The organism is Streptomyces sp. BBFR51 (genome assembly GCF_044591655.1).
Classification (GTDB): domain Bacteria; phylum Actinomycetota; class Actinomycetes; order Streptomycetales; family Streptomycetaceae; genus Streptomyces.
Genome location: NZ_CP172448.1, coordinates 8097058 through 8123793, shown reverse-complemented (window position 1 = coordinate 8123793; position 26736 = coordinate 8097058). Strand labels below are relative to the sequence as shown.

Below are 26736 nucleotides of genomic sequence, written 5' to 3'. Positions count from 1 at the left end.
GGGTCAGCGCCGGCCCAGGCGGCGCTCGCCGCGGCTGCCCGGCTCGTAGGGCAGGTGGTAGTGGGCGAAGACCGCGCCCTCGTCCTCGGCGGCCAGTTCACCGTCCGGGTCGATCCCGGGAGCGTCCTTGACCAGCGACTTGTCGTAGGTCACCTTCAGGTGGGCCGGTGCGACGGTGGCCTTGTCCACCGGAACGAAGACGAGACGCCGGCGGGTCGGCAGACCGGTCGTGACCGTGGCGAAGGCAGGCCGGTCGGTGAGGGTGTCGAAGTAGATGGACTCCAGTGTCCCGATTTTGCGGCCGTCGTAGTCCACGACGTCGAGGCCGCGCCAGTCACGAATGTTTTCGGCTTCAAACATGCCCACTCTTCCCTTCCGAGGACGCGCTCACTGTCTAGTTCCCCACTTCGCCCGCCTGTCGCCTGTTTGTCCCCTCCCCGGCGTCCGGGATCCGGGCGCGGTAGGCTGCCTGGCCGGAAGTGGCGCCCGTATCGCGGACGGACACCCGGCACAGTTCCGAAGGGGATCGAGTGTGGATGGCACAGGCGCCATGGGCGGCCCGGCCCGCGTGCGCGGTGGTGCCGTACTGGAAGTGGGCCCGCTGCCCGGCCGTCCCGGTATCCGTGCCAGCGGAGAGATCGGCGTGACCACCCGGCTGTCCTGGGAGAACGCTCTCACTGAACTGTCCCGGCAGCACACGGACGTCTCCTACGTGGAGCTGTCCGGCGTGCGGTTCGTCGACGTGGCCGGGGTGGCGGCGCTCGCCGTCACGGCCATGAACCTTCCCTGCGGCCGGGTCGTGGTGGAGCGGCCGCCGCCGCAACTGCCTCGCGTGCTGGACCTGTTCTGGCCGGCGCTGCCCCGGATCGAGGTGGCGCCCCGATGACCCCGGTGACCACGGTGACCACCGATGAGACGTTCACCCATCCGGCGCTGTTCTACCGCTCGCGGCAGGAGTACGCGGACCAAACGGTGACCTTCGTACGGGAGGGGCTGGCCGCGGGCGAACCGGTGGCCGTGGCCGTTCCCGGCCCCAACCTGGAGCTGGTCAGGGCGGGGCTGGGCCCGGAGGCGCGGGACGTCACCTTCCTGGACATGACCGAGGCCGGACGCAATCCGGGGCGGATCATCCCCGGCGTGCTCAGGGCGTTCGCCGACGCGCACGTGCGGGAGCGGGTGCGGATCATCGGCGAGCCGGTCTGGGCCGGGCGGAGCGCCGCCGAGTACCCGGCGTGCGCCCAGCACGAGGCGTTGATCAACGCGGCCTTCGCCGGACGTCCCGCGACGATCCTGTGCCCGTACGACGAGACCCGGCTGGACGCCGACGTCCTGGCCGACGCCCTGATCACCCACCCGACGGTCATCGCCGCGGGAAGTGAGCGGGCCAGCGAGGCGTACGACTGGCGTGCGGTCGTCGCCCGCTACAACGAGCCGCTGAGGGCCGCGCCGGACGCCGTCGTCCTCGCCTTCGGGGCCGGGGAGCTGCCCGAGGCGCGCCGCTTCGCGGTCGGCCGGGCGGCGTCGCTCGGGCTGGCCGAGCGGCGGCTGCAGGACGCGGAACTGGCGGTGGCCGAGCTGACCACCAACAGCGTGGTCCACGGCGGCGGCAACGGAACGCTGGCGGTCTGGGCCGAGGCGGGACAGGTGGTGTGCGAGATCCGCGACTCGGGCCGGCTCACGGATCCGCTGGCCGGCCGCCGGCCCCCGGAGCACGGGCAGATCGGTGGCCGCGGCCTCCTGCTCGTCCATTACGTCGCCGATCTGGTGCGGGTGCACACGACGGACGAGGGCACCACCGTCCGCTTCTACCTGGGCATCTGAGGCTCTGTCGGGGACCTTCGCCGAACACCGCGACGCTTCCGGATGTGTGCGGGGCCTGACCCGGGGTAGGCGACCGGTCGTCGGCCGACAAGGTGACAACGACGACCGATCGACCGGGAGGGCACATCATGACGACGACCGCACAGACCACCGAGCACGCCACCACGGACATGCCGGAGATCGCGGACCCGTCCAAGGTGGCGCCCAAGGACGCGCGGGAGTTGTCGAAGCTGTTCTTCCAGCAGCTGACGGTGCTGGAGGAGGGCACGCCCGAGTACCAGTACGCGCGCAACACCCTGATCGAGATGAACATGTCCCTGGTCCGCTTCGCGGCCGGCCGGTTCCGCAGCCGCGGGCCGGAGGAGATGGAGGACATCGTCCAGGTCGGCATGATCGGCCTGATCAAGGCCATCGACCGGTTCGAGCTGACTCGCGAGGTCGAGTTCACCTCCTTCGCGGTGCCGTACATCGTCGGGGAGATCAAGCGGTTCTTCCGGGACACCTCGTGGGCCGTGCACGTGCCCCGGCGTCTTCAGGAGGCCCGTGTCCAGCTGGCCCGTGCCACCGAGGAGCTGCGCAGCCGGCTGGGCCGCAACCCCACCACCCAGGAGCTGTCGGAGCTGATGTGCCTCCCGGAGGACGAGGTCGTCGAGGCGCGCCTGGCGGCCAACGGCTACAACTCGGCCTCCCTGGACGCGGCCATCAACGGCAGCGAGGACGGCGAATCGGCCCTGGCGGACTTCATCGGTGCCGACGACGCCGCCCTGGGACTGGTGGACGACTTCCAGGCCCTGGCCCCGATGATCGCCGAGCTGGACGAGCGCGAACGTCGGATCATCCACTGGCGGTTCGTCGAGGAACTCACCCAGAAGGACATCGGCGAGCGGCTCGGTGTCTCCCAGATGCACGTGTCGCGGCTGATCTCGCGACTGCTGACCCGCCTGCGGGAGGGCATGCTCAGCACGGCCTGAGCCGCGGGCCGCAGGCCGCCTGAGCCGCGGTCGGTTCAGGCGGCCGTCGTCTTCTTCGGCCGGCTCCGGGTGCCGCTGAGCGCGTCGACGAGTTGCTCGCGGCTCATCTTCGACCGGCCGGGGATGTCCTGGTCGGTGGCCCGCTCGTAGAGCTCGGCCTTGCTCAGCTCCCGCAACTCGCCCCGCTTGGGCGGTGTCCGCCGCGAGGGGGCCGTGGCCTTCTTCCTCGGCTCGGCCGCCTTCTTCCGGGTTGCCTTCTTCTCGGTGGTCTTCTTCTCGGCAGCCTTCTTCTCCGTGGCCTTCTTCCGCGACGCGGGGGTCCGACTGCCGTCGGCGCTCCCGGACCCGGCCGCCCCCTGCTTGCCGCCGCCCTTCGCCTGCTCCAGGCTGCCGCGCAGGACCTCCATCAGGTCGACGACGTTGGTGGCCTGCGGCGCCTCCTCGGCGACGGCGACCTCCTCGCCCTCGGCCTTGGCGCGGACCAGCTCGCGGACCTTCTCCTGGTACGTGTCGCGATAGCGGGTGGGGTCCCAGTCGCCGCTGAGGGCGTCCACCAGGCTCAGCGCCATGTCCAGTTCCTTGCCGCGGCCCACCCGGCCCGACGGCAGCTCGGGCAGTTCCTCGACCGGGTCGCGCACCTCGTCGGCCCAGTGCAGCGTCTGGAGCACCAGGACCTCGTCCTCGGCGCGCAGCGCGGTCAGGTACTGCCGGTTGCGCATGACGAAGGTGGCGACACCGACCTTGCCGGTCTCGGCGAGTGCGGTGCGCAGCAGTTCGTAGACCTTGAGGTACTCCTTGCCGCGCGGGGCGAGGTAGTAGGTGCGGTCGAAGTAGACCGGCGCGATCCGGTCCAGGTCCACGAAGTCGGTGATGTCGAGGGTGCGGGAGCGGCCCGGCGCGATCTCCTCGAGTTCCTCCGGCTCCACGACGACGTACTCGCCGTCGCCCACCTCGTACCCCTTGACGATGTCACCGGTGTCGACTTCCTTGCCGGTGCGCTGGTTGACCCGTCGGTTGCGGATCCGGTCCGAGGTGCCGCGCTGCAACTGGTGGAAGTGGACCGTGTGGTCCGCCGTCGCCGTGAACAGTCCGACGGGCACCGAGACCAGCCCGAACGTGATCACACCTGTCCAGATCGCCCGCGCCATGGCCGTCCGCTCCGTCCGTCCTGCCCGCACCGTCCAGTCCTGCCACGCTGCCACCCGGCCCACGGCCCCGCGCGCCGGACGGGGCACACGGGTGGGCGGCCGGGTGACAGCGCGCGGATCGGCCGTCGTCGTTGTTCCCTGTGAGGTGCGGGACGGCACGCACGCCTCGGGCCTCGGCCGTCTCCCCGTCGATCCGAGCCGAGCAGAGGGACGCACCCCATGAGCTGTCACCTGAAGCCGATCAGCCGCGAGGAGCATCTGCGCTTCGTCACGGCCCGGCCTTCCGTCAGTCACCTCCAGGTCCCCTCGTGGGGTGACGTGAAGCCGGACTGGCGGGCGGAGAGCCTGGGCTGGTTCGACGAGGGCGGGGAGCTAGTGGGGGCCGGGCTGGTGCTGCTGCGGCCGCTGCCGAGGCTGAGGCGGTACCTGGCCTATCTGCCGGAGGGCCCGGTCATCGACTGGTCCGCGGCGGACCTGGAGGGCCGGCTGCAGCCGATGCTCGCGTATCTCAAGGAACGCGGCGCGTTCACGGTGAAGATGGGGCCGCCGGTGGTGGCAAGGCGTTGGAGCGCCGACGCGGTCAAGGCGGCGATCGCCGACCCGGGGGCCCGGCGCCTGGGGGACGTGGAGGCCACCGTGCGGGAGCCCGGGGCCGACGACGTCGCCGAGCGGCTGCGCCGGATGGGCTGGCGGCGGACCGAGCCGGGCGACGAGGAGGGCTTCGCCGCGGGACAGCCGCGCCACGTGTGCCAGGTACCGCTCGCCGGGAGGTCGCTGGAGCAGATCCGCGGCGGCTTCAACCAGCAGTGGCGCCGCAACATCAAGAAGGCCGAGAAGGCCGGCGTCAAGGTGGTCCGGGGCGACCAGGAGGACCTGTCCGTCTTCTACGAGCTGTACGTGGAGACCGCGGAACGGGACCGGTTCGTCCCGCGCCCCCTCGCCTACTTCCGGCGCATGTGGACCGCGCTGAGCGCCGAGGACCCGGACCGCATGCGCCTCTACCTCGCCCATCACGACGGGGAGGTGCTCGCCGCGGCGACGATGCTGACGGTCGGGGACCACGTCTGGTACTCCTACGGCGCGTCCACCGACCGCAGGCGTGAGGTGCAGCCGAACAACGCCCTCCAGTGGCGGATGATGTGCGACGCCCATGAACTGGGCGCCGCCATCTACGACTTCCGCGGCATCACCGACACCCTGGACGAGGACAATCACCTGCTGGGGCTGCTGCGGTTCAAGGTGGGGGCGGGTGGAGAGGCGGTGGAGTACCTCGGCGAGTGGGACTATCCCGTGAACAAGGTGCTGCACAGGGCTCTGGCCCTGTACATGTCGCGCCGCTGAGGGGCGCGGGTAAGGGGGTGGGTGATGTCGCGGCTGTTGGTGGTGCAGAACCATCGGGGCGGCGGGGCGGGCCGGTTCGGTGACTGGCTGGTCGCGGACGGGCTGTCGTTGGACGTGGTGCACGCGTACGCCGGGGAGCCGCTTCCGGGGCATTCGGAGCACGACGGCGTCATGGTGCTCGGGGGTGGCTACCTGCCCGACGACGACGCGCGCGCTCCGTGGCTGGCGCCCACCCGGGCTCTGGTCGCCGACGCTGTGGAGCGGGGCGCCCCGGTCTTCGGGATCTGCCTCGGCGGGCAGCTGCTCGCCCGGGTCGCGGGTGGCACGGTGCGGGGTGAACACGGCGAACCCGAGTTCGGCAGCACCCCGCTGACCCTGCGGTCGGAGGCCGGGACCGATCCGCTCTTCGGGGGGCTGCCCGAGCGGGTGACGGCGGTCGAGCACCACGTGGACGCCGTCACCGCCCTGCCGCCCGGTGCCGCCTGGCTGATGGCGAGCGAACGGTGCCCGTACCAGGCGTTCAGGGTCGGCGAGCGGGCGTGGGGCGTGCAGTTCCACCCCGAGGCGGGCGCGGACCGGGTGAGGTCGTGGGACGCCGGTCGGATGCGGGCCCGGGGGCTGGACCCGGTGGAGCTCACCCGCCGGGCGGAACTCGACGAGCCGGCGGCGGAGCCGGTCTGGCGGGAGGTCGCCCGGCGCTTCGCCGCGGTCGTCGCCGCATGAGGGTCAGCCCTTGAAGGCCCCCTGGTCGCAGAAGGCGAGCTTGGCGAAGCGCTCGCCCATGAGGCGGTGGGTCGCGGCGTCCGGGTGGACGGCGTCGGGCAGGGGCAGTTCGGCGGCGTCGGCCTCTCCGTAGAGCTCGCGGCCGTCCAGGTAGTGCAGGTTCGGGTCGTCGGCGGCCCGCGCGGTCACGATCCGGGACAGCTCGTCCCTGATGATGTTCAGGGTCAGCTTCCCGCTCGCGCGTTGTGCCGGGTCTCCCGTGGCGACGAACCGCACGCGCCCCTGCGCGAGCCCGGCGAAGTCCGGTGCGAGGGGGCCGGGGGTGTCCTCGTGGACGGGGCACAGGATGGACGAGACGACCAGCAGCGGGGCGGTGGGGTGGCCCTCGCGGATGGTGTCGAGGAAGCCGTGCACGGCGGGGCCGAAGGCACGCAGGCGCATGGCGTCGGCGTTGACCACGTTGATGCCGATCTTGACGCTGATCAGGTCGGCGGGGGTGTCGCGCATGGCCCGTGCGGTGAACGGGTCGAGCAGGGCGCTGCCGCCCAGGCCCAGGTTGACCAGTTCGACGCCGCCGAGGGAGGCGGCGAGCGCGGGCCAGGTGGTGGTGGGGCTCGCCGCGTCGGAGCCGTGGCTGATCGAGCTGCCGTGGTGCAGCCAGACCCTGCGGCCCGGGTCCGGGACGGCCTCGACGGGGGCGTTGGTGCGCAGCGCGACGAGTTCGGTGGTCTCGGTGTGCGGCAGCCAGATCTCGAGGACCTTGGTGCCCTGGGGCAGGTCCGCGAAGCGGAGGGTGCCGGACGGGCCGGGCTCGACGCCCGCCGTGCCGGTGGCCATGTCGATGGTGAGGGTGTTGCCGCCCGTGACACTGCCCCGGCCCGCCGGACGGCCGTCGACGAGCAGGTCGTACACGCCGTCCGGGCGCGGCGGTGCGCCGACGTAGCGGCGCTTGGTGGGCAGGGTGTCCAGTTCGAGGGCGGTGGCCCGGGTGCGCAGGACCAGGCGTACGCCGGAGGGCTGGGACTCGGCCATGGCCAGTTGCCCGTCGGTGTTCTGCGCGCGGGCCCGGGCGGGCAGCCGGTGGGGCAGCAGGCCGTGCTCGGTGCGCTCCAGGTCGAGGGCGCCCCGCAGGAGGTTTTGGGTGATGGGGGTGGTGATCCAGTCGTCCTCGGTGCTCATGTCGCCTCCGGCGGTGGTGCGTCTCGCTGTGTCGCGTCTTCCTTTGCCGATTATGCATTAGCCTAAATTCATTAGGCAAATTACCCATCATGATAGGAAGCCGGTTCACAGATCCGGCGCACGGAGGCATGAGCGCAGGCACCGAGGGGACTCCGAGCACATGTCCCCGCCTCATCTGGTCACGTTCGGGCACGGCACCGCGGGCCGCGCGGAGCTGGCCGGGCTGCTGCGGAACGCCGGTGTCACCTCCGTGGTCGACGTCAGGACCGCCCCCGGCAGCCGTCGCGACCCCGACCTGCTGCGGGACCGGCTGCAGGAGTGGCTGCCCGAGGAGGGCATCGCCTACCGGTGGGAGCGGCGTCTGGGCGGGTTCCGCAAGCCGGCGCCGGACTCGCCCGACGTCGTCTGGCGCAACGCGTCCTTTCGGGGGTACGCCGGACACACCCGCTCGCCGGAGTTCGTCGCCGCCATGGACGAGCTGCTGGCGCAGGCGGCACTCGAGCGCACCGCGGTCATGTGCGGCGAGGCCGTGTGGTGGCGGTGCCACCGGCGCCTCATCGCCGACTTCGCCGTACTGGCCCGTGACATCCCCGCGGACCACCTGATGCACGACGGCCGCCTGACGGCCCACTCCCCCACGCCGGGCGCCCGGCTGCGGACGGACGGCCTGCTCGTCTACGACGACGACGAGGCGGCGGCGGCGAAGTCGGCCGCACCGCCGTCCGGGCGGTCGTAGCGGCCATAGCGGTCGTAGCCCGTCGTGGGAATCGTGGTGAGGACGGAGGCGGATGCCATGCAGCGCAAGGGCGGGCGCCGTCGGGGCACCGGCGGGCACGAGGAGGGGGCTGTCGAGCAGGTCCTGGACGAGCTCTACAGCACGCCTCCGTCCGGCTTCGTCTCCCGCCGCGAGGAACGGGCCGCGGCCGCCAGAACAGCCGGTCGCCAGGACGACGCCCGCCGTATCCACGCCGCCCGCCGGCCCACGCTCGCGGCCTGGGCGGCGAACCTGCTGACGCGTGCCCGACCGGAGGAGACCCGGGGGTTCCTGGAGCTGGGGCAGGCACTGCGCGAAGCACACCGCACCCTGGACGCCGCGGGACTCAAGGAACTGTCGGCGCAACGCCGGCGCATCGTCTCCGTCCTGTCCCGGCAGGCCGCACAGCTCGCGGACGAGTCCGGGCACCGGCTCTCGCAGGCGGCGCAGCGGGAGGTCGAGTCGACCCTGCGCGCCGTCCTCGCGGACCCGGGCGCCGCCGAACAGTGGGCCGCGGGCCGCCTGGAGGTCTCCCTCACCCCGCCCTCGGCGTTTCCCTCGGGCACCGCCCCGACCGGACCGGGACCGTCCGAGCCAACACCGCCCGAGCCGGCACCGCCCGAGCCGGCACCACGCCGGAAGTCCCCGCGCCCCGCGTCCCGCACCCGGAGCAAGGACGAACTCGCCGAGCGGCGCCGCAGGCGGCGGGAGGAACTCGCGCGAGCCGAACAGGAGGCCGAACAGGCCGCGCGGCGACTGCGGGACGCACACGCGGAGCAGACGGACGCGCAGGAGTCGCTCCGGCGGGCCGACGGTGAACTCGGCCGGGTCCGTGAGGCGGTGGCCGCCGCCGAGGAGCGGCTGCGTACGGCACATGAGGACCTCGACCGGGCCGAGCGGGAACGGCGGGAGGCCGGGGAGCGGGAACGTGCGACGGCGGACGCGGTGACCGGGGCCGAGCGCGAGGCGAGGGCGGCCGCGCGCCAGGCGGACCGTTTGGCCACCCGTGCCGGGCAGTAGAGCTCGTCCGATTGAGTACCCGTACTCATGAAGCGCTTCCCCCCGTCGGGGGAGGCTTGCCGTACCAGCCACCCACAGGGAGCCAACCGTGCGTACCAGCAAGCGAGTTCACCGACCGTCGGGCGTCCGCGCCGGCCGCACCACGCGATCCGTCCGCGGTCTCGTCCTGGCCTGTGCGGCCGCCTCGGCGGTCCTGGCCGGCTGTTCCATGGAGGAGGCCAGCTGCGGCGGTGGCGAGTACCCGGTCATGACCATCGGCGGCACCGGCAGCGCATGTGTACCCAACGGCGAGGAACCGCCCGAGGGTTACACCCGCTACCCCGAGGGCAAGGTCCCGGAGCACGTCGGTGACGAGTGGGACACCTACTGGCAGACACACACCGTCGACAAGGACGGAAAGGTCGTGGAGGTGCCCGCGGGCGGGTGACCGCCGGGTCTCCGTGCTCCGAACACACGCACTGGGTTGCGGCGGCACATACCATGGTGGCGGCCATACGTGGTATACCGGCTCGGCAGCGAACAGGACAACAACTGGGGCTGTCCGTCTGCCTTCACGGCCGCGAATCGAGGAGAGTCAACACCATGTCCGAGAGCACGATGCAGTCCGCCACCGAACTGGCGTCGCAGTACAGCGTCCAGGTGACCGACGACCTGGAGCGCAACGTCAAGGAGCAGGAACGTGTCAGCGCGGAGGTCACAGCGCTCCAGCAGCAGCTGGCCGCGCTCCAGCACGACCACGCCCTGCTGGTGAACATGCAGCAGGCCCTCGGCATCACCCCGCCGCCGACCCAGTCCGTCACCGCTCCGGAGCGCGCCCCCGCGACCGACACGGCCACCGTGCCCGCGCCGCGCGACAGTGCCCCCGCGGAAGCGACGGGCAGGCGTACCCGGAGCAAGAAGTCCGCCGCCGCGCCCAAGCGTGCCACCGCCCCGAAGCCGGGCGCCAAGCCGGCGTCGAAGCCCGCGGCCAAGAAGGCCACGAAGACGGCCACGAAGACGGCCACCAAGTCCGTCGCCAAGACGGCCGCCAAGACGGCCGCGACGACAGACGCGAAGACGGACGCGAAGACAGTCACCAAGACGGCCGCCAAGGCTGCCGAGAAGCCTGCTGCGAAGAAGGCGCCGGCCCAGGCCGCCGCCCAGCCCACCCTGGTCGAGCTGGTGCGCAACCACCTCACCGAGCAGAGTGAGCCGCGCTCCGCCGCCGAGGTCACCACCGCGCTGGGCGAGGCCCACTCCGGACGCACCGTCAAGACCACGGTCGTGCGCACCACGCTCGAGGGACTCGTCGCCAAGAACCAGGCCCAGCGCACCAAGCAGGGGAGCTCGGTCTACTACACCGCCACCGACGCCGCCGCGCCCAAGCAGAAGCAGGACACCGCGGCGGCCGAGGCCCCGTCCGCGCAGAGCGGCAGCTGAGCACACCCCGCCCCGGACGCGGCACCGCGCGCGGCCGGGGGCGAACGGGGTGAGTATCGGTGGATGGGTGTTGTACTGCCGGTGCTCTTCGCACTCCTCGCCGCGTTCAGCAACGCGCTGGCCACCGTGCTCCAACGGCGTGCCGCGCTGAGCGTGCCGCAGTCCCAGGGGTTCCGCCCGGGGCTCGTCCTCGACCTGCTGCGGCGGCCCGTGTGGCTCGGCGGCATGCTGGCCGTCGTCGTGGCGGGCGTGGGGCAGGCGGTGGCGCTGGCGACGGGGCCGCTGTCACTCGTACAGCCCCTGTTCGTGCTGGAGCTTCCGCTGGCCCTGCTGCTGGCCTCGCTGCTGACCGGCAATCGGATGCCGGAGGTGATGTGGCTCGCCGTGGGCGCGGTGGTCGTGGGGCTCGGTGTCGCGCTGGCCTCCGCCGCGCCAGGAGGCGGCAAGGCGGAGGTGCCCCTGGATCGCTGGGTGCCCGCGCTGGCGGCCTGTGCCGGGGCGGCCGTGCTGCTGGCCGCGGCGGGCCTCAGGCGGCCCGTCGGCAAGGCCCGTGCCGGGTGCATCGGCGCGGCCACCGCGGTGTGCTACGCGCTGACGGCCGCTCTGATGAAGGACTCCATGCGCGTCCTGACCACCGACGGCGTGGTCGGCTTCCTGACGGCCTGGCAGACCTACGGCTTCGCCGCGGCCGGTGTGTGTGCCGTGCTCCTGCTGGAGCACGCCATGCAGGGCGGCCCGCTCGTCGCCTCCCAGCCCGCACTCACCCTGGGCGACGCGACGGTGAGCCTCCTGCTCGGTGTGGTGCTGTACCGCGAGGACGTACGCGGCGGCTGGTTGGTCGTGCCGCAGCTGCTCGGTGTGGCGCTGATCGTCGTGGGGGTCCTCAACCTGGCCCGGCGCGGCGCGGATCTGCGCACCGCGCAGTGAGCGTCGCGCCGCCCGGGTGGCGAAGTGCGCGTCACTCCCCGCGAACCCGCAGGTCAGTCGTTTTCGCAGGTCAATGAGGGTGGCGTAACTTCGGCGAAACATGGTTCGGGCTACCGTGAGCGGCATGGACCACCACGTGGGACGGCCGCGCGCCGAGCGGGCCCGGCAGCTGGCCGATGTGCTGCGGCAGCAGATCACCGACGGCGCCTTCGCCGACGGCGTGCTGCCGGACGAGCGGCTCCTGGGCCGCCGGTTCGCCGCTTCGCGCAACGCCGTACGGGACGCGCTGGCCCTGCTGTGCCGGGAGGGGCTGATCACCCGGCGACGCGGGGTCGGGACGACGGTGGCGCTGTCGAAGTACGGACACGGTCTCGACCGGCTGACCGGCCTGGCCGAGGAGCTGACCGGGCGCGGCACCGTGACCAACGAGGTGCGGGCCGCAGCGGAGGTGCCCGTCCTGCCCGCCGCGATCGCCGCCCGGCTGGAGGTGCCGGCCGAGGCGGGCGGCGTGTACGTGGAGCGGCTGCGCAGGCTCGACGGGCTGCCGTTGTCGCTGGACACCAGTTATCTGACCGCGGACATCGGCCGTGCCGTGCTCGCCGGCGACCTGGCGGACCGGGATGTGTTCGGCCTGATCGAGGAGGCCGCGGGCAGCCGGCTCGGGCGTGCCGAGGTGGCCGTGCACGCGGTCAACGCGGACCCCGGCACCGCTGAGCTGCTGGGGATCGAGGCGGGGGCGGCGGTGTTCGCCCTGGAGCGGTTGACACGGCTGGCGGACGGTCGGCCGGTGGACGTGGAGTCGATCCGCATCCGCGCGGACCGGATGACCCTGCGCTCCACGCTCCACCGTGGAGAGCCGGCCTGACCCGGTCCGGTCCGTTCCGTTCGTCCAGGCACGTGAGAGGAGGCCGGCGATGGCCGGTTCGAGTGTGCCCGTGCTGATCGCCCTGGGGCTGCTGGGGCTGGTCGGCGGGGTCGGCATCACGGCCGTCGGGCCGGGCGGGGTCCTGCCCACGATCGGTCTGTTCGCCCTCACCGGCCTGACACCGGCGGAGGTCGCCGGGACGGCCATCGTCACCCATGTCGCCACCGGCGCCCTCGCCACCGCCGCCTACACCCGCTCCGGGCAGCTGCGCGAGCCCCGGACCCGGCGCACGGCGCTGGTCCTGGCCGTGAGCGCCGTCGCCGGTACCCCGCTCGGCGTCATGGTCAACTCGTACGTGTCCCAGCGGATGTTCGGGCTGGTCCTCGGGGTGTTCGTGGCGGGAGTGGCGGGCCTGGTGTGGTTCCGCGAGCGCCGCGGCGGGGCCACGCCGCGGGCACATCCCGCTACGGGGGTGGTGGCCGGGCTGGGATTCGCGGTGGCCGTCGCGGCCGGTGTCGTCGGTATCGGCGGACCGATGCTCACGGTCCCGCTGCTGGTGGCTCTGGGCGTGCCCGTGCTGGAGTCCCTCGCCTCGGCCCAGGCGCAGTCCGTCGTCATCGCCGGTGTGGGAACGCTGGGTTATGTGGCCCAGGGGGCCGTCGACTGGCCGCTGGCGGTGCTGGTCGGCGTCCCCGAGCTGGTTGGCGTGCTGCTGGGCTGGCGGATCGCGCACGCACTGCCCACACGCCATCTCAAGTACGCCCTGATCTCGACGCTGTTCGCGCTCGCCCCGTACCTCGCCCTGCACGGCTGACCGTCAGCCGGCGGCCGTGCCGGTGACTGACCGTGAACACGAACAAGATGCCCCGGGCCACCACGTGATGCACAGTGGTCACAATCGCTCAGCCCTCCGGAGGGACGGCATGTCGCAGGCCGCTGCTTCCGACACCGACGGCACGTCACCGCCCACCGCGAAGCTGCCGCTGTTCACCCTGACCGCCATGGTCGTCGGGTCGATGGTGGGCGCCGGTGTGTTCTCGCTGCCGGGGCGGTTCGCCGAGGAGACCGGCGTCGCGGGCGCGCTGATCGCCTGGGCGATCGCCGGCACGAGCATGCTGATGCTGGCGTTCGTCTTCCAGTCCCTCGCCGTGCGCAGACCCGACCTCGACGCCGGTGTGTACGCGTACGCCAAGGCGGGCTTCGGCGAGTACCTGGGCTTCTTCGCCGCCTTCGGCTACTGGGCCAGCACCTGTGTGGGCAACGTGACCTACTGGGTCCTGATCATGTCGACCGTCGGGTCGATCCGGCCGGACCTCGGCGACGGGGACACCGCCCTCGCGGTGGTCCTGTCGTCCGTCGGGCTGTGGGCGTTCTTCTGGCTGATCCGGCGCGGTGTGAAGGAGGCGACGGCCATCAACAAGGTCGTCACGGTGGCCAAGCTCGTCCCGATCGTCTTCTTCGTCGTCCTGGCCCTGGTGTACTTCGAACCGGGTGTCTTCGCGGACAACTTCAGGGGCGCCGACTACGCGGGCTCTCTGTTCTCGCAGGTGCGCGGCACCATGCTGGCCACCGTCTTCGTGTTCCTCGGCGTCGAGGGCGCCAGCGTCTACTCCCGGCACGCCAGGCGACGGTCCGACGTCGGCAGGGCGACGGTGCTCGGCTTCCTCAGCGTGTTCGCGGTCTTCGCGTCGGTCACCATCGTGTCGTACGGCATCATGCCGATGGCCGAGATCGCCGGCCTGCGCCAGCCGTCCATGGCGGGCGTCCTGGAGGCGGCCGTCGGCACCTGGGGCCGGGTGTTCATCAGCGTCGGTCTGATCGTGTCGGTGCTGGGCGCCTACCTGGCCTGGACGCTGATGGCGGCGGAGGTGCTCTTCGTCGCGGCCAAGGACGACGACATGCCGCGCTTCCTGCGCCGCGCCAACGCCGTGGACGTGCCCGTGCCCGCGCTGTTGATGACCTCGCTGCTCACCCAGGTGGTGCTGATCGCCACCAGTTTCTCGGACGACGCCTTCAACTTCGCGCTCAACCTGACCAGCGCCCTCTCCCTGATCCCGTATCTGCTGGCGGCGGGCTTCGCGGTGCGGATCGGCAGCCGGGACGACCCGCGCACCGAGGGCGGCCGCACCTCCCGGCGCGAGCTGGTCGTCGGTGTGGTCGCCACGCTGTACACCGCCTTCCTGCTGTACGCGGCGGGCCTGAAGTTCGTGCTGGTGTCCTTCATCCTCTACGCCCCGGCGACCGTCCTGTTCGTGATGGCCCGCCGGGAACAGGGCCGTCGGTTGTTCTCGCCCGGGGAACTCGTCGTCCTGGCCGTCTCCGTGGTCGGCGCGGTGCTCGGTCTCCTAGCCCTGGCCGCCGGGTGGATCAGCCTGTGAGCCGGGCCGGTGAGCCATGCCCGTGAGTCGTTTCCCTGTCCGCTTTCCCCGCCTCGTCCCGCATCCGTCAAGGAGGCCTTGTGACCAGTAACGAGAGCACCGTGGGGCCCGCGCTCGGCGTCCATTCCGAGGTCGGCAGGCTGCGCAAGGTGCTGGTGTGTTCGCCCGGACTCGCACACCGGCGGCTGACCCCGACCAACTCCGACGACCTGCTCTTCGACGACGTCATGTGGGTGGAGAACGCCCAGCGCGACCACGCCGCCTTCGTCGGCGAACTGCGCCGGCGCGGGGTGGAGGTGGTAGAGCTGCACGACCTGCTGGCCCGGATCATGGCCGTCCCGGAGGCGAAGGCTTGGCTCCTGGACCGGAAGATCGTGGCCAACCGGGTCGGCATCGGCCTCGTCGACGCCACCCGCGCCTACCTGGAGACCCTCTCGCCCAGGGAACTCGCCGAGTACCTCGTCGGCGGGCTCGCCACCAGTGACCTGCCGGAGGACTTCCGCTCCCCGCACTTCGCACTGGCCCGCGAGTCCACCGGCGCGCGCGAGTACCTGATGCCGCCGCTGCCCAACACCCTGTACACGCGGGACACCTCCTCCTGGCTGTACGGCGGTCTCACCCTCAACCCGCTGTACTGGCCCGCACGCCACGACGAGACTCTGCTGATGAAGGCGATCTACACCTTCCACCCCGACTTCAAGGGCTCGACGGTGTGGTGGGGCGACCCCGAACTCGACTGGGGCCAGGCCACCCTCGAGGGCGGCGACGTCATGCCGGTGGGCAACGGAGTCGTCCTCATGGGCATGAGCGAGCGCACCTCGCGGCAGGCCGTCACCCAGGTCGCCGCCGCGCTGTTCCGCAAGGGGGCCGCCGAACACGTCGTCGTCGCCGGGATGCCGAGGCTTCGGTCCGCCATGCACCTGGACACGGTCTTCACCTTCGCCGACCGCGACGTGGTCACCCTCTACCCCCGCATCATGGACGCGGTGCACACCTTCTCGCTGCGCCCCGGCGACCGGGCTCCCGGCTTCGACATCGTCGACGAGGGCACGACGCCCTTCGTCGACGTCGTCGCCAAGGCTCTCGGGCTGTCGTCGCTGCGGGTGGTGGAGACGGGCGGTGACGCCTACGCCTCCGAACGCCAGCAGTGGGACAGCGGCAACAACGCCGTCGCGGTGGAACCCGGCGTGGTGTTCACCTACGACCGCAACACCCTCACCAACGCGCTGCTGCGCGAGGCCCGGGTCGAGGTGGTCACCATCGTGGGCGCGGAACTGGGCCGGGGGCGCGGCGGCGGGCACTGCATGACGTGTCCTCTGGTGCGTGAGCCCGTCGAGTTCTGATCTCAGCGGCAGAACCCGTAGGCCTGCTCCAGCCAGCGGTGGAGTGCCGTGTGGACGCTGCCGGGGAGTTCGCTGAGCCGTTCGATGGCGGCGCGGTCCCCGGCGGAGGGCGCGATACCGGCGGCGGTCAGCAGGGCGAGCAGGTCGAGGCGGCGCAGGTCGACGGGGTCGACGCGGCACGGGACGCGCTCGGCGGGGTTGGGCGGCTGGAGCAGGAAGTCGCCCCGGGTGTCGCGGGAGCGCGAGCGCGTCGGGTCGGCGGCGGTCGGAGCAGTCGTCGTGTGCATACCGCGGTCCTCCACTTGATGGGTCGCCGTTCTTGACGGCATGAGACACCGGGGCGGCGAGGGCGGTTGCGGACCGCCGCGAGGACCACACGGTGGATGCAATCGGCGTCTTGTCGCACGAACCGGGTGAGCGGGTGTACGGCCAGGTCCGGGCCCCGGCGAGCCGATCACTGCTCCGTACGAGTGGTGCGTTCGTGGTCACGGTCGTACGGTCGGTACGGGGAAACGGGAAGCGGAGACAAGCGACCCCGAGACGGCCGGGAGCAGACATGGGCAGAAACCCGATGAGGGCAGCGGTCACACTCTGTGCCGCCGCCGCGCTCGCAGTACCCCTGGGCACGGCCTCCGCCGCACCGTCGGCGCCGACCGCCGCGCCGACCCAGCAGACGCAGGATCCGGTGCTGACCGACTGCGCCGGGCAGCCGCAGGTACGGCCCGAGGCGTACATACTGGCCTGCGGGGACGGCAACAGCCGCCTGGTCTCGATGCACTGGTACCGCTGGGACGCGAACGCCGCGGTGGGCCGGGGGACCAACGCCGTCAACGACTGCGACCCCTACTGCGCGGCGGGCGCCTTCCACTCGTATCCCGTGACCGTCCGGCTCGACCGGCCGCAGGCCGGGGAGCAGGGCACGGGACAGCGGCACTACACCCGGATCACCCTCACCTACACCGACGGCAGGCCGGACGGAGCCTCGCGCACGGTGACCTATCCCCTGGCGGGCTGACGGTTCCCGCGCTCAGTCCGGGAGTGCCAGCCGGCACGTGTCGCCCGGCCTGAGCCGCACCTCGCGGTCCGGCAGCCGGACGTCGATGGGCAGCGGACCGGCCGAGGGCACGGCGATCTCCAGTCGCCCGTGCTCCAGCCGGAGCCGTACGCCCCAGTGGCCCTGGTAGCGGATGGCGAACCCGTACGAGGACAGCTCCGGCAGCGGCACCGGGTTCAGCCACAGGGCGCCGGCGCGGGTCTCGAGACCGGTCAGTCCGCGCTGGACGAGGTCGAGGGTGCCCGCCATGGCCCCCAGGTGGATGCCCTCGCCCGTGGTGCCGCCCTGGAGGTCGGCGACGTCGCCCTTGAGTGCCTCCTGGAAGTAGGCCCAGGCCTCGGCGCGGCGGGCGCGGGCCAGGATCCAGCCGTGCACGAGTCCGCTGAGGGTCGAGCCGTGGCTGGTGCGGGCCAGGTAGTAGTCGACGGTGCGCTGCCAGGTCTTCTCCTCCAGGCGGTACCCCAGCCGCTCGAAGAGCGAGCGGAGCTCGGCCGGGGAGAACAGGTAGCCCAGCATCAGGACGTCGGCCTGCTTGGACGCCTGGTAGTTGTTGACGCTGTCGTTCTCGGCCTCCAGGACCCGGTCGAGGCGCCGGATGTCGCCGTACCGCTCGCGGTAGCCCTCCCAGTCGAGTTCGGCGAGGTCGCCGTACCCCTCGAACTGGCTGACGACGCCGTCGTGGAAGGGGACGTGGAGGGTGCGGGAGACGCTGTCCCACTGTTCGAGTTCGTCGTCGCCCAGGGCGGTGCGCTCGACGAGTTCGCGACGCCGTGGTTCGGGCAGGTCGCCGATGACTTCCAGGGTGCGGGTGAGCACCCAGGCGGCGGTGACGTTGGTGTACGCGTTGTCGTCGAGGCCCGGCCGCTCGGCGCCGGGGTAGCCCTCGTGGTACTCGTCGGGGCCGACGACGCCCCGGATGCGGTACCGCCCCAGTCGCTCGTCCCAGGTGGCGGAGTCCGCCCAGAAGCGCGCGATCTGGAGCAGCATCTCGGCGCCCTTGGTGTGCAGGAACTCGGCGTCGCCGCTCGCCTCGCAGTACTGCCACACGTTGTACGCGATCGCCGAGCCCACATGGTGCTGGAGGTGCGAGTGGTCCGGGAGCCAGCGGCCGGAGCGCGGGTTGAGGTGCAGTTGCTGGGTCTCCTCGCGGCCGTCGCTGCCGCTCTGCCAGGGGTACAGCGCGCCGCGCCTGCCCATCGCGCGGGCGGCGTGGACGGCCCGTTCCAGGCGGCGGTGCCGGTAGTGGAGCAGGGCCCGCGACACCTCGGGGAAGTGCAGGTTCAGGTAGGGCAGCACGAACAGCTCGTCCCAGAAGACGTGGCCGCGGTAGGCCTCCCCGTGCAGCCCGCGCGCCGGTACGCCCACGTCGAGGTCGGCGGTGTGCGGGGAGAGGGTCTGGAGCACGTGGAAGAGGTGCAGGCGCAGGATGCTGCCCGCCTCGCCGGGTACGTCGAGCTCGGCGCGGCGCCACAGCTGGCCCCAGGCCCTGCGGTGGGACACCATCAGCTCGTCGAATCCGGGGGCGTCGGCCACCCGGTCGACGGCGGCCTGAAGCGGATCGCTGATCGCCGGGTCGCGCGAGGTGTGCAGGGCCACGACCTTGTCGACGGTGACGGTCCTGCCCGGTTCGGCGCGCAGGGTCGTGCGCTGGGTGACGCACAGGTGTTCCCGCGCCGCGGTGACCGGCGCGTCGGCGGTCGTGCGGGCCGCCATGCCGACCCGGATGTCGGAGGTGCGGGTGCGGCAGCGCAGCCACACGGTGCCGTCGTCCGCGCCGTCGGTGTGCACGTGGGTCAGGTGTCGGCCGTCCAGGTCCCGGTAGCGCGGCACCCCGGAGTTGGTGACGCCGCCGTCCAGGGCCGCCTCCACCTCGAGGTCGGCGGGGCCGGAGTCGATCGTGAACTCCGTGCGCAGGGCGGCGAGGTGCGGGTCGGCCATGTGCACCAGGCGCAGCTGGCGCACGGAGAGCACGCGTCCCCCCGCGAGCCCGAAGCTGGTGCGCCGCTCCAGGACGCCCGTGTCCAGGTGCACGGTCTGACGGTGGTCGAGCACCTCGGCGGTGTCCGGCGTGAGCCAGTCCCCTCCTACGGGCCTGAAGCGCAGCGGCAGCCAGTTGGGGAGGTTGACCATGTCCTCGTTCTCGACTTCGCGTCCCGCGACGGTGGAGGTGAGGCGGTTGTAGCAGCCGGCCACGTAGGTGCCCGGGTAGTGCACGTCGTCCGCGGCGCACTCGGGCAGGGCGCCGCGGGTGGCGAAGTAGCCGTTGCCGAGGGTGCACAGCGACTCGCGCAGCCGCTCCTCGGCGGGGTCGTAATGGTCGTAGTCCCAGGTCGAGGGCGTCACGGTCATCGCGCACCGTCCCAGGTCCAGTCGGCGACCTCGGGCAGGTCCACGCCGTGTTCGCGGATCCAGTCGTGGTGGCGCAGCCGGGCGTCCTCCATCCGCTGCCGTACGGGCGCGGCGCGCACGGCGAGGCCGGGCACCCGGTCGATGACGTCCATGACGAGGCGGTAGCGGTCCATGTCGTTGCCGACCACCATGTCGAAGGGTGTGGTGGTGGTCCCGATCTCCTTGTAGCCGCGCACGTGCAGATGTGCGTGGCCGGTGCGCCGGTAGGCGAGCCGGTGGATCAGCCAGGGGTACCCGTGGTAGGCGAAGATCACCGGTTTGTCGGCGGTGAACAGGCCGTCGTACTCGAAGTCGCTCATGCCGTGCGGGTGTTCACCGCTGGGCAGCAGGCGGGCGATGTCCACCACGTTGACCACGCGTACGGCGAGTCCGGGCAGATGCCGGCGGACGAGCTGGGCGGCGGCGAGGATCTCCTGGGTGGGGACGTCGCCCGCGCAGGCGAGCACCACGTCGGGTTCGCGGGCGCCGTCCTCGGTGCCGGCCCAGTCCCAGACCCCCGCGCCGCGTGCGCAGTGCACCCGGGCCTCCTCCATGGACAGCCAGTCGAAGCAGGGCTGTTTGCCGGCGACGATCACGTTCACGTAGTCGCGGCTGCGCAGGGCGTGGTCGGCCACCGAGAGCAGGGTGTTGGCGTCCGGCGGCAGATACACCCGCACGGCCTCGGGGCTCTTGTTCAGGATGTGGTCGACGAAGCCGGGGTCCTGGTGGGAGAAGCCGTTGTGGTCCTGGCGCCAGACGTGCGAGGTGAGCAGGTAGTTGAGGGAGGCGATGGGCGCGCGCCAGGGCAGCCGGCGGGTCACGCGCAGCCATTTGACGTGCTGGTTGACCATGGAGTCGACGATGTGGACGAAGGCCTCGTAGCAGGAGAACAGTCCGTGCCGGCCGGTGAGGAGGTAGCCCTCGAGCCAGCCCTGGCAGGTGTGTTCGGACAGGATCTCCATGACGCGGCCGTGCCGGTCCAGGTTCTCGTCGACGGGCAGCGTCCTCTCCTGCCAGGCCTTGCCGCTGGCGGCGTAGACGGCCTGGAGGCGGTTGGAGGCGGTCTCGTCGGGGCCGACGAGCCGGAAGTCGCGCCGTTCGGCGGTGGCGTCCATGACGTCCCGGAGCAGGTCGCCGAGGACCCGGGTGGGTTCGTGCATGCTCGCGCCGGGTTCGCCGACGGGGACGGCGTACTTGTCCAGGGGCGGCAGGGGCAGCTCGCGCAGGAGCAGTCCGCCGTTGGCGAAGGGGGTGGCGCCCAGCCGGCGCGGGCCCTCGGGGACGGCGGCGAGGACGGCGGGCCGCGGGGCCCCGGCGTCGTCGAACAGCTCTTCGGGCCGGTAGGAGCGCAGCCACTGCTCCAGCTGGGCGAGGTGCTCCGGATTGGTCCGTACGGCGGACAGGGGGACCTGGTGGGCGCGCCAGGTGTTCTCCACGGGCAGTCCGTCGACCTCGGCGGGGCCGGTCCAGCCCTTGGGAGTGCGCAGGACGATCATCGGCCAGCGGGGGCGGTCGGTGGCGCCCTCCTCGCGGGCGGCCCGCTGGATCGCGGCGATGCGGTCCAGGGCGGTGTCCATGGCCCGGGCCGTCGCGCGGTGGACGGCGGCCGGTTCGTCGCCGGTGACGTGGATCGGGTCGTGACCGTAGCCGCGCAGGAGTTCGTCGAGTTCGCTCTCGGGGAGGCGGGCGAGCACCGTCGGGTTGGCGATCTTGTAGCCGTTGAGGTGCAGGATCGGCAGCACGGCGCCGTCGTTCACCGGGTCGAGGAACTTGTTGGAGTGCCACGACGTCGCCAGCGGGCCGGTCTCCGCCTCGCCGTCGCCGATGACGCAGGCGACCACCAGGCCGGGGTGGTCGAAGGCGGCGCCGTAGGCGTGCGAGAGGGCGTAGCCCAGCTCGCCGCCCTCGTGGATCGAACCCGGCGTCTCGGGCGCGACGTGGCTCGGCACACCGCCGGGGAACGAGAACTGCTTGAACAGCCGGGCCATGCCGCTCGCGTCCCGGGTGATGTCGGGATACGTCTCGGTGTACGAGCCCTCCAGCCAGGCGTTGGCCAGCACGGCGGGGCCGCCGTGGCCGGGTCCCCAGACGCACAGGGCGTCGAGGTCGCGCGCCTTGATCACCCGGTTGAGGTGGGTGTGGACCAGGTTGAGGCCGGGTGAGGTGCCCCAGTGGCCGAGCAGGCGCGGCTTGACGTGCTCGGGACGAAGGGGCTCGGCCAGCAGGGGGTTGGCCATGAGGTAGATCTGGCCGACGGAGAGGTAGTTCGCGGCGCGCCAGTGGGCGTCCAGGCCGGCGAGCTCCTCGTCCGTGAGCCCGGACGGCGCCTGCTGCGGGTCGACGGACATCGGTGGTCCTTCCGTGTCGGGACAGCCGGTCGGGGCGCGCGGGCACGGGGTGCCCGTGCACATCCCAACCCTGCGCCGACCGGGCGGGTACCCGAGAGGGCCGTTCGGGTCACATGGTGTTCCGAGCGGGTCACGGAGCGCCGGTGCCGCGGGGCGGCGGGCGGCGGTACGTGAGGAGAACAGCACGGCCGTCACCGGCGCCGACCCCGGTGTCGACCGTGCCGGTGCACCGTGTACCCCAACTTCGACGCGGCACACAGGAGTTGCCGAATCAGGCCAGACGGGGGAGGAAGAGCGACTCCAGGCGGGCGCCCGCCGCGGTCCGTCAATTTTGCATACCGTGCATCTTTGCATACCATGCAACTTATGTCGGAGAAGGGTGCCGCGGGGGGCGGTCTGCGGGAGCGGAAGAAGCGGGCCACGCGTGCCGCTCTGGCCGAGGCCGCGGTACGTCTCGCCGCCGAACACGGGGCGGAGAAGGTCACCGTCGAGGCGATCAGCGCCGCGGCCGGGGTGTCCGTGCGGACCTTCTTCAACTACTTCGACACCCGCGACGACGCCTTCGTCGTGATCGACGCGGACGCGGGGGCACGTATGCGCCGCGCCGTCCTGGACGCACCGGCCGAACTCTCCCCGCTGGCAGCCCTGCGCGAGGCCATGGCGGCGGAGCTGGCCGAGGCGGAACAGCAGCACGAGCTGTGGCGGCTGCACGCCGAGGTCCTGCACGCCTCACCGCATCTCCTGGCGCGCGGCGTCGGGGCCCACATGGCGGCGGAGGCGGACCTGGCCGACGCCATCGCCCTGCGCCTGCGCGGGGACGGCGAGACGGGCGGGGACGGGCCGGGGCTCTACCCGCGACTGCTGGCCGCGGTGGCGGGCGCCGCGGTGCGCACCAGCATGGACCACTGGTCCGCACACCAGGAGGAAGCCGCCTTCCTCGACGTCTTCCACGAGGTGTTCACCCTCCTCGCCGCCGGTCTTCCGGCACCCTCCGCGTAGCCTCCGCGCCGGGCTCGCGACCCACCAGACCACCACCGAAAGAGATGTCGTGACCGCAACCCAGGCGCCCGCCGACGCGCCTCCCACCTCCATGAGCCACCGGCAGATACTCCAGGCCATGTCCGGCCTGATGGCCGGCATGTTCGTCGCGATCCTGGCCGGCACCGTCGTGGCCAACGCGCTGCCCACGATCATCGCCGACCTGGGCGCCAGCCAGTCGTCCTACACCTGGGTCGTCACCTCCGAACTGCTGGCGATGACGGCGACGGTGCCCCTGTGGGGCAAGCTGTCCGACCTCTTCAACAAGAAGCTCCTGCTCCAGCTGTCGCTGAGCATGTTCGTGGTCGGTTCGCTGCTGGCCGGCTTCTCGCACGGAGTCGGGCTGCTGATCTTCAGCCGGGTCGTGCAGGGCATCGGCGCGGGCGGTCTGACCGCCCTCGCCCAGGTCGTGATGGCCTCCGTCATCCCGCCGCGCCAGCTGGGCAAGTACGCCGGCATCTTCGGCGCCGTCTTCGCCGTGGGCACCGTGGCCGGTCCGCTGGTCGGCGGCGTCCTGGTGGACACCTCGTGGCTGGGCTGGCGCTGGTGCTTCTTCATCGGCGTCCCGTTCGCCCTGCTCGCCATCGCGCTGCTCCAGCGCACGCTGCGGCTGCCCACCGTGAAGCGCCAGGTGCGCATCGACTGGCTCGGCGCCTTCCTGATCGTGGCCGGTGTCTGCGCGCTGCTCATCTGGGTGTCACTGGCAGGCAACGAGTTCGACTGGGCGTCCTGGCAGACCGGTGTCCTCACCGGCGGCGGCGTACTGCTGCTGGTCGCGGCGGTGTTCGTCGAGGCCCGCACCGCCGAGCCGGTCATCCCGCTCGGCATCTTCAGGAACCGCACGGTCACCCTGACCACCGTCGCCAGCCTCCTGGTCGGTGTCGCCATGTTCGGCGGGACCGTCTTCCTCTCGCAGTACTTCCAGATCTCCCTGGGCAAGTCGCCGACCGTCGCGGGCCTGATGAGCCTGCCGATGATCCTCGGCCTGCTGGTGTCCTCCACCGTCGCCGGACAGGTGATCAGCCGGACCGGCAAGTGGAAACGGTACCTGGTGGCGGGCGCGGTGATCATGGCCGTCGGCCTGGCGCTGCTGGCCACGATCGACGCGAAGACCAACTTCGGCCTGCTCAGCCTCTACATGGCGATCCTGGGCGTCGGCGTCGGCATGCTGATGCAGAACCTGGTGCTGGCCGCCCAGAACGACGTGGCCGCCGCCGACCTGGGCGCCGCGACCTCCGTGCTGTCCTTCTTCCGCAGCATGGGCGGGACCATCGGCGTCAGCGTCCTCGGCGCGATCCTCGCCAACCGGGTCGCCGACGAGACGGCCAAGGGACTCACCAACGCCGGTATCACCGCCCCCGGTGGCGGTGGCTCCGCAGAGGGCAGCGTCCCGGACATGTCCACGCTGCCCGGCCCGCTGCGGTCGATCATCGAGCACGCCTACGCCGTCGCCACGGCCGACCTGTTCCTCGTCGCCACGCCGTTCGCGGTGCTCGCGCTGGTCGCCGTCGTGTTCATCAAGGAAAAGCCGCTGAAGACCACCAGCGGCATGGAGCGCCTGGCCGAAGAGTCCGGCGAAGGCACCGCCGCGCCGACCGACAAGGACCCGGCGCCGGCCGCCTGAGGCACCCGACGCGAAGACAGCGGGGCCGCCCGTCCGATCCGGACGCGCGGCCCCGCTGCCGTGGGTGCGGCGGCCCCGGGGTCAGCCGCGGGCCATCGCGATCGAACCGGCCAGCCGCTCCCCCGCCTCATAGATCATGTAGGGGACGCCGTGGTCGGTGCCGAAGGACGGCGCGGCGGCGCGGCCGTTCTCCGGCGCGGAACCGCGGGAGTCGTAGAAGACGCCCAGGTGCCTGCGGAGCGAGAAGTCGTTGCCGACCTCGGTGATCATCAGGTCGCCGCCGCTCTCCTTGTCCTTGTTGTAGACGACGTACGTGCTGTTGTTCCGGTGCAGCAGGTGCGGGCCGCCCACGTTCACCGCGCCGACGTCGCCGTGCCGCAGCAGGGGCTCCTGGGAGAACGTCCAGTCGCGGCCGTCCGCGGACCAGCCCCAGCCGATGTCCCGGTGGTTGCTCTTGTTGTTGATCATGAACACCATGACGTAGTGGGCGCCGCGCGAGGTCAGTTCGTGCGGGAAGACCCGCGCGTACGAGGTCTCGGTGGTGCCGGACGGCAGCATCGAGGTGTTCAGCACCACCTTGTCGTACGTGAAGTGGATGCCGTCGCTGGAGCGGGCGAGCCTGGTCGTGGTGTTCTCGCCGTGGAAGTACAGCCACATCTCCTTCCTGCCGGCGTGCCACATCACGTGCGGCGAGGAGACGTGGCTGACGGAGTAGTGCGGCGACCACTTGTTCGACACGATCGGGTTGTGCGGGTACTCCGTGAAGGGGCCCTCCAGCGAGTCCCCGTAGGCCAGGCAGATGCCGCCGGGGGCGTCGTGCGGGGCGTAGTACAGGTAGTAGCGCCCGAGCCGGCCGCTCGCGGGCAGCCGGTCGTAGACGCCCCGGACGGTCGGGAAGATGATCTCGCCGGTGGGGTTGTAGGCGAGCTGGGACGGGGTCAGCAGGGTGCGGACGTAGGTGTAGTCGGGAAAGCCGCCGGGGGCGGCCGACGCGGTGGGCGCGGTGGTGGCGCCCAGGGCGAGCGCGGCGCCCGTGACGGCCGTGCCCTTCAGGAACAGACGGCGGTCGAGGTGCGGCTCGTGCATGTCGACTCCTGGGGAGAGGGGGGGTGTCAGAGGTACAGGGCGGCGGTGACGCACATGCCGCCCAGGGCGACCAGCCACACGTAGGGCAGGGTGCGGACCATGACCTGCTGCGGACTGACGCCCGCGTACTGCGCGGCCCACACGGTCTGCGTGCTGGTCGGGTCGGCGACGCCGAACACCTGGTTGTACGAGGTGGCCATGCCGAGGACGGCGACGGCCGGGTAGATGCCGGTGGCGATGAGGACGCCCGCGACGCCGGCGCCGAGACCGAACACGTTGAGCGGGCCCCGGTACAGGCACAGTGGCACCAGCAGCGTGAAGACGACGACGAACAGCACCGGGTTGTGCGGGCTGACCGCCTTCATCAGCGGCTCGAGCGCGTCGACGGCGCCGGGGAGTTTGACGGCCGCGAGCAGGATGCCGATCGCCACGAACAGGGCGAGCGGCGGCGCGGCCACCTCGAATCCGCCGTACAGGGTGCGCAGCAGCCGCTTGTTCATCTCGCCCGGCCGCGTGGTGGTGAGCAGTGCGTAGAGCACGCCGGCCAGCATGGAGGGGATGATCGCCACTTCCAGGCCGAGGGCCAGGACCAGCGGGATCACGGGCGCGAGCAGCGCGTACCAGGGTGCGTCGCCGAGGCGTTCGCGGCGCGAGGCCGGGCGCGCGGCCACCGACTTGAGGGACCAGGCGTGCTCGGTGCCGCGCCGCCGGTTCTCGATCACCACGTAGGCGACGGCGGCGACCAGGGCGAACGGGAACAGCTTCACCATGAAACCGCGGACGGTGTCGATCGGCAGGTCGAGCGCGGTGGAGAAGAACTGCCAGACGGGCAGTTCGAAGGGGACTCCGACCGCGATGCCCATCAGGACGGTGCCCGCTGCCGTCACCTTCGGTACGCCGACGGCCACCATGGCGGGGATGCCGATGATGCCGGCCAGCATCGCGGCCGGCGCGGAGCCGGTGACGGTGCCGACGAGCGCGGAGACGGCGAGGACGCCGAGGGCGACGACGGTGGGCCGGTCGCCGCCGAACTCGACGATCTTGCGGACGAGGGTGCCGGCGATGCCGGTCTCGTCGAGCAGCTTGCCGAGCCAGGAGCCGAGGATGATGGCGACCATCGTCGCCGCGAGCGCCGGGGCGCCCTCCTGGAGCACCGTGTCCAGGACGCTGTTCTTGCCCGTCAGGGGCGCACCGGAGAGGAAGGCGATGACCACGGCCAGCAGCACCAGCGCGAAGGCGGTGGGCAGCTTGCGGGTGAGCATCGCGGCGACGCCGGCCGCCATGACGAGGAGGATGACGACACCCATGG

At 71.9% G+C, this 26736-nt stretch carries 25 protein-coding genes; 17 read left to right on the top strand and 8 right to left on the bottom strand.

All coding sequences use genetic code 11. The features are described from left to right. Positions 1-3: 3 nt before the first annotated feature. Positions 4-360: a PRC-barrel domain-containing protein gene (locus tag ACGH7X_RS36915; protein ID WP_399894219.1), complete on the bottom strand. Its 357-nt coding sequence runs from the start codon at positions 358-360 to the stop codon at positions 4-6. Between the two features lie 172 nt (positions 361-532). Here ACGH7X_RS36915 and ACGH7X_RS36910 point away from each other — a divergent pair, with 172 nt between their 5' ends. The 3 genes from ACGH7X_RS36910 (at position 533) to ACGH7X_RS36900 (ending at position 2792) form a co-directional block, all read left to right on the top strand. Continuing rightward, positions 533-886, top strand: a complete 354-nt coding sequence (locus ACGH7X_RS36910) for a hypothetical protein (RefSeq protein ID WP_399894216.1) — start codon at positions 533-535, stop codon at positions 884-886. 5 nt (positions 887-891) lie between these two features. After that, positions 892-1821 carry an anti-sigma factor RsbA family regulatory protein gene (locus ACGH7X_RS36905; protein ID WP_399897605.1) on the top strand — a complete coding sequence of 310 codons (930 nt, stop codon included), beginning with the start codon at positions 892-894 and terminating at the stop codon, positions 1819-1821. A 125-nt stretch (positions 1822-1946) separates the two neighbouring features. Continuing rightward, positions 1947-2792, top strand: coding sequence for an RNA polymerase sigma factor SigF (locus tag ACGH7X_RS36900; protein WP_399897602.1), 846 nt, complete (start codon positions 1947-1949; stop codon positions 2790-2792). A 35-nt stretch (positions 2793-2827) separates the two neighbouring features. On the opposite strand, the gene ACGH7X_RS36895 is transcribed toward ACGH7X_RS36900, so the two are convergent. Beyond that, entirely contained in the window at positions 2828-3940 is a 1113-nt protein-coding gene (locus tag ACGH7X_RS36895; protein WP_399897599.1) for a Ku protein, read from the bottom strand. Positions 3941-4159: 219 nt separating this feature from the next. Here ACGH7X_RS36895 and ACGH7X_RS36890 point away from each other — a divergent pair, with 219 nt between their 5' ends. Together ACGH7X_RS36890 and ACGH7X_RS36885 are read left to right on the top strand one after the other, a co-directional pair. Beyond that, on the top strand, positions 4160-5281 hold the full coding sequence (locus ACGH7X_RS36890; protein WP_399894213.1) for a lipid II:glycine glycyltransferase FemX: 1122 nt from the start codon (positions 4160-4162) through the stop codon (positions 5279-5281). A 24-nt stretch (positions 5282-5305) separates the two neighbouring features. After that, entirely contained in the window at positions 5306-6004 is a 699-nt protein-coding gene (locus ACGH7X_RS36885) for a type 1 glutamine amidotransferase (protein WP_399894210.1), read from the top strand. Positions 6005-6007: 3 nt separating this feature from the next. Here ACGH7X_RS36885 and ACGH7X_RS36880 read toward each other — a convergent pair whose 3' ends face one another. Beyond that, the gene (locus ACGH7X_RS36880) at positions 6008-7183 is read right to left on the bottom strand and encodes a GDSL-type esterase/lipase family protein (RefSeq protein ID WP_399894207.1); all 1176 of its coding nucleotides are present in this window, start codon (positions 7181-7183) and stop codon (positions 6008-6010) included. Positions 7184-7343: 160 nt separating this feature from the next. Between ACGH7X_RS36880 and ACGH7X_RS36875 the strand changes: the two genes are divergently transcribed. The 9 genes from ACGH7X_RS36875 (at position 7344) to ACGH7X_RS36835 (ending at position 15889) form a co-directional block, all read left to right on the top strand. Continuing rightward, positions 7344-7919, top strand: coding sequence for a DUF488 family protein (locus ACGH7X_RS36875; protein ID WP_399894204.1), 576 nt, complete (start codon positions 7344-7346; stop codon positions 7917-7919). 57 nt (positions 7920-7976) lie between these two features. Further along, on the top strand, positions 7977-8957 hold the full coding sequence (locus ACGH7X_RS36870; RefSeq protein ID WP_399894201.1) for a hypothetical protein: 981 nt from the start codon (positions 7977-7979) through the stop codon (positions 8955-8957). 88 nt (positions 8958-9045) lie between these two features. After that, positions 9046-9384, top strand: a complete 339-nt coding sequence (locus tag ACGH7X_RS36865; RefSeq protein WP_399894198.1) for an SCO0607 family lipoprotein — start codon at positions 9046-9048, stop codon at positions 9382-9384. Between the two features lie 155 nt (positions 9385-9539). Further along, positions 9540-10376: a hypothetical protein gene (locus ACGH7X_RS36860; protein WP_399894195.1), complete on the top strand. Its 837-nt coding sequence runs from the start codon at positions 9540-9542 to the stop codon at positions 10374-10376. 63 nt (positions 10377-10439) lie between these two features. Next, positions 10440-11303: a DMT family transporter gene (locus ACGH7X_RS36855; protein WP_399894192.1), complete on the top strand. Its 864-nt coding sequence runs from the start codon at positions 10440-10442 to the stop codon at positions 11301-11303. A gap of 124 nt (positions 11304-11427) precedes the next feature. Beyond that, entirely contained in the window at positions 11428-12168 is a 741-nt protein-coding gene (locus ACGH7X_RS36850) for a GntR family transcriptional regulator (protein WP_399894189.1), read from the top strand. A gap of 49 nt (positions 12169-12217) precedes the next feature. Next, positions 12218-12982: a sulfite exporter TauE/SafE family protein gene (locus ACGH7X_RS36845; protein WP_399894186.1), complete on the top strand. Its 765-nt coding sequence runs from the start codon at positions 12218-12220 to the stop codon at positions 12980-12982. 109 nt (positions 12983-13091) lie between these two features. After that, positions 13092-14546 (top strand): basic amino acid/polyamine antiporter, encoded by a 1455-nt coding sequence (locus tag ACGH7X_RS36840; protein WP_399894183.1) that lies wholly within the window; start codon positions 13092-13094, stop codon positions 14544-14546. An 80-nt stretch (positions 14547-14626) separates the two neighbouring features. Further along, the gene (locus ACGH7X_RS36835; RefSeq protein ID WP_399894180.1) at positions 14627-15889 is read left to right on the top strand and encodes an arginine deiminase; all 1263 of its coding nucleotides are present in this window, start codon (positions 14627-14629) and stop codon (positions 15887-15889) included. A 2-nt stretch (positions 15890-15891) separates the two neighbouring features. On the opposite strand, the gene ACGH7X_RS36830 is transcribed toward ACGH7X_RS36835, so the two are convergent. Next, positions 15892-16176, bottom strand: a complete 285-nt coding sequence (locus ACGH7X_RS36830; RefSeq protein ID WP_399894177.1) for a hypothetical protein — start codon at positions 16174-16176, stop codon at positions 15892-15894. Between the two features lie 269 nt (positions 16177-16445). Between ACGH7X_RS36830 and ACGH7X_RS36825 the strand changes: the two genes are divergently transcribed. After that, on the top strand, positions 16446-16904 hold the full coding sequence (locus ACGH7X_RS36825; RefSeq protein WP_399894174.1) for a hypothetical protein: 459 nt from the start codon (positions 16446-16448) through the stop codon (positions 16902-16904). A 12-nt stretch (positions 16905-16916) separates the two neighbouring features. On the opposite strand, the gene ACGH7X_RS36820 is transcribed toward ACGH7X_RS36825, so the two are convergent. Then, positions 16917-19292 (bottom strand): glycoside hydrolase family 65 protein, encoded by a 2376-nt coding sequence (locus ACGH7X_RS36820; RefSeq protein WP_399894171.1) that lies wholly within the window; start codon positions 19290-19292, stop codon positions 16917-16919. Then, positions 19289-21679, bottom strand: coding sequence for a phosphoketolase (locus ACGH7X_RS36815; RefSeq protein ID WP_399894169.1), 2391 nt, complete (start codon positions 21677-21679; stop codon positions 19289-19291). The genes ACGH7X_RS36820 and ACGH7X_RS36815 overlap by 4 nt, the downstream gene beginning before the upstream one ends. Positions 21680-22036: 357 nt before the next feature. Between ACGH7X_RS36815 and ACGH7X_RS36810 the strand changes: the two genes are divergently transcribed. Together ACGH7X_RS36810 and ACGH7X_RS36805 are read left to right on the top strand one after the other, a co-directional pair. Next, positions 22037-22678 (top strand): TetR/AcrR family transcriptional regulator, encoded by a 642-nt coding sequence (locus ACGH7X_RS36810; RefSeq protein WP_399894167.1) that lies wholly within the window; start codon positions 22037-22039, stop codon positions 22676-22678. 91 nt (positions 22679-22769) lie between these two features. Further along, positions 22770-24341 (top strand): MDR family MFS transporter, encoded by a 1572-nt coding sequence (locus ACGH7X_RS36805; RefSeq protein WP_399897596.1) that lies wholly within the window; start codon positions 22770-22772, stop codon positions 24339-24341. 81 nt (positions 24342-24422) lie between these two features. Here ACGH7X_RS36805 and ACGH7X_RS36800 read toward each other — a convergent pair whose 3' ends face one another. Then, the gene (locus ACGH7X_RS36800; RefSeq protein WP_399894164.1) at positions 24423-25427 is read right to left on the bottom strand and encodes a twin-arginine translocation signal domain-containing protein; all 1005 of its coding nucleotides are present in this window, start codon (positions 25425-25427) and stop codon (positions 24423-24425) included. A gap of 26 nt (positions 25428-25453) precedes the next feature. Next, positions 25454-26734 (bottom strand): transporter, encoded by a 1281-nt coding sequence (locus ACGH7X_RS36795; protein WP_399894161.1) that lies wholly within the window; start codon positions 26732-26734, stop codon positions 25454-25456. Between the last annotated feature and the right edge of the window lie 2 nt (positions 26735-26736).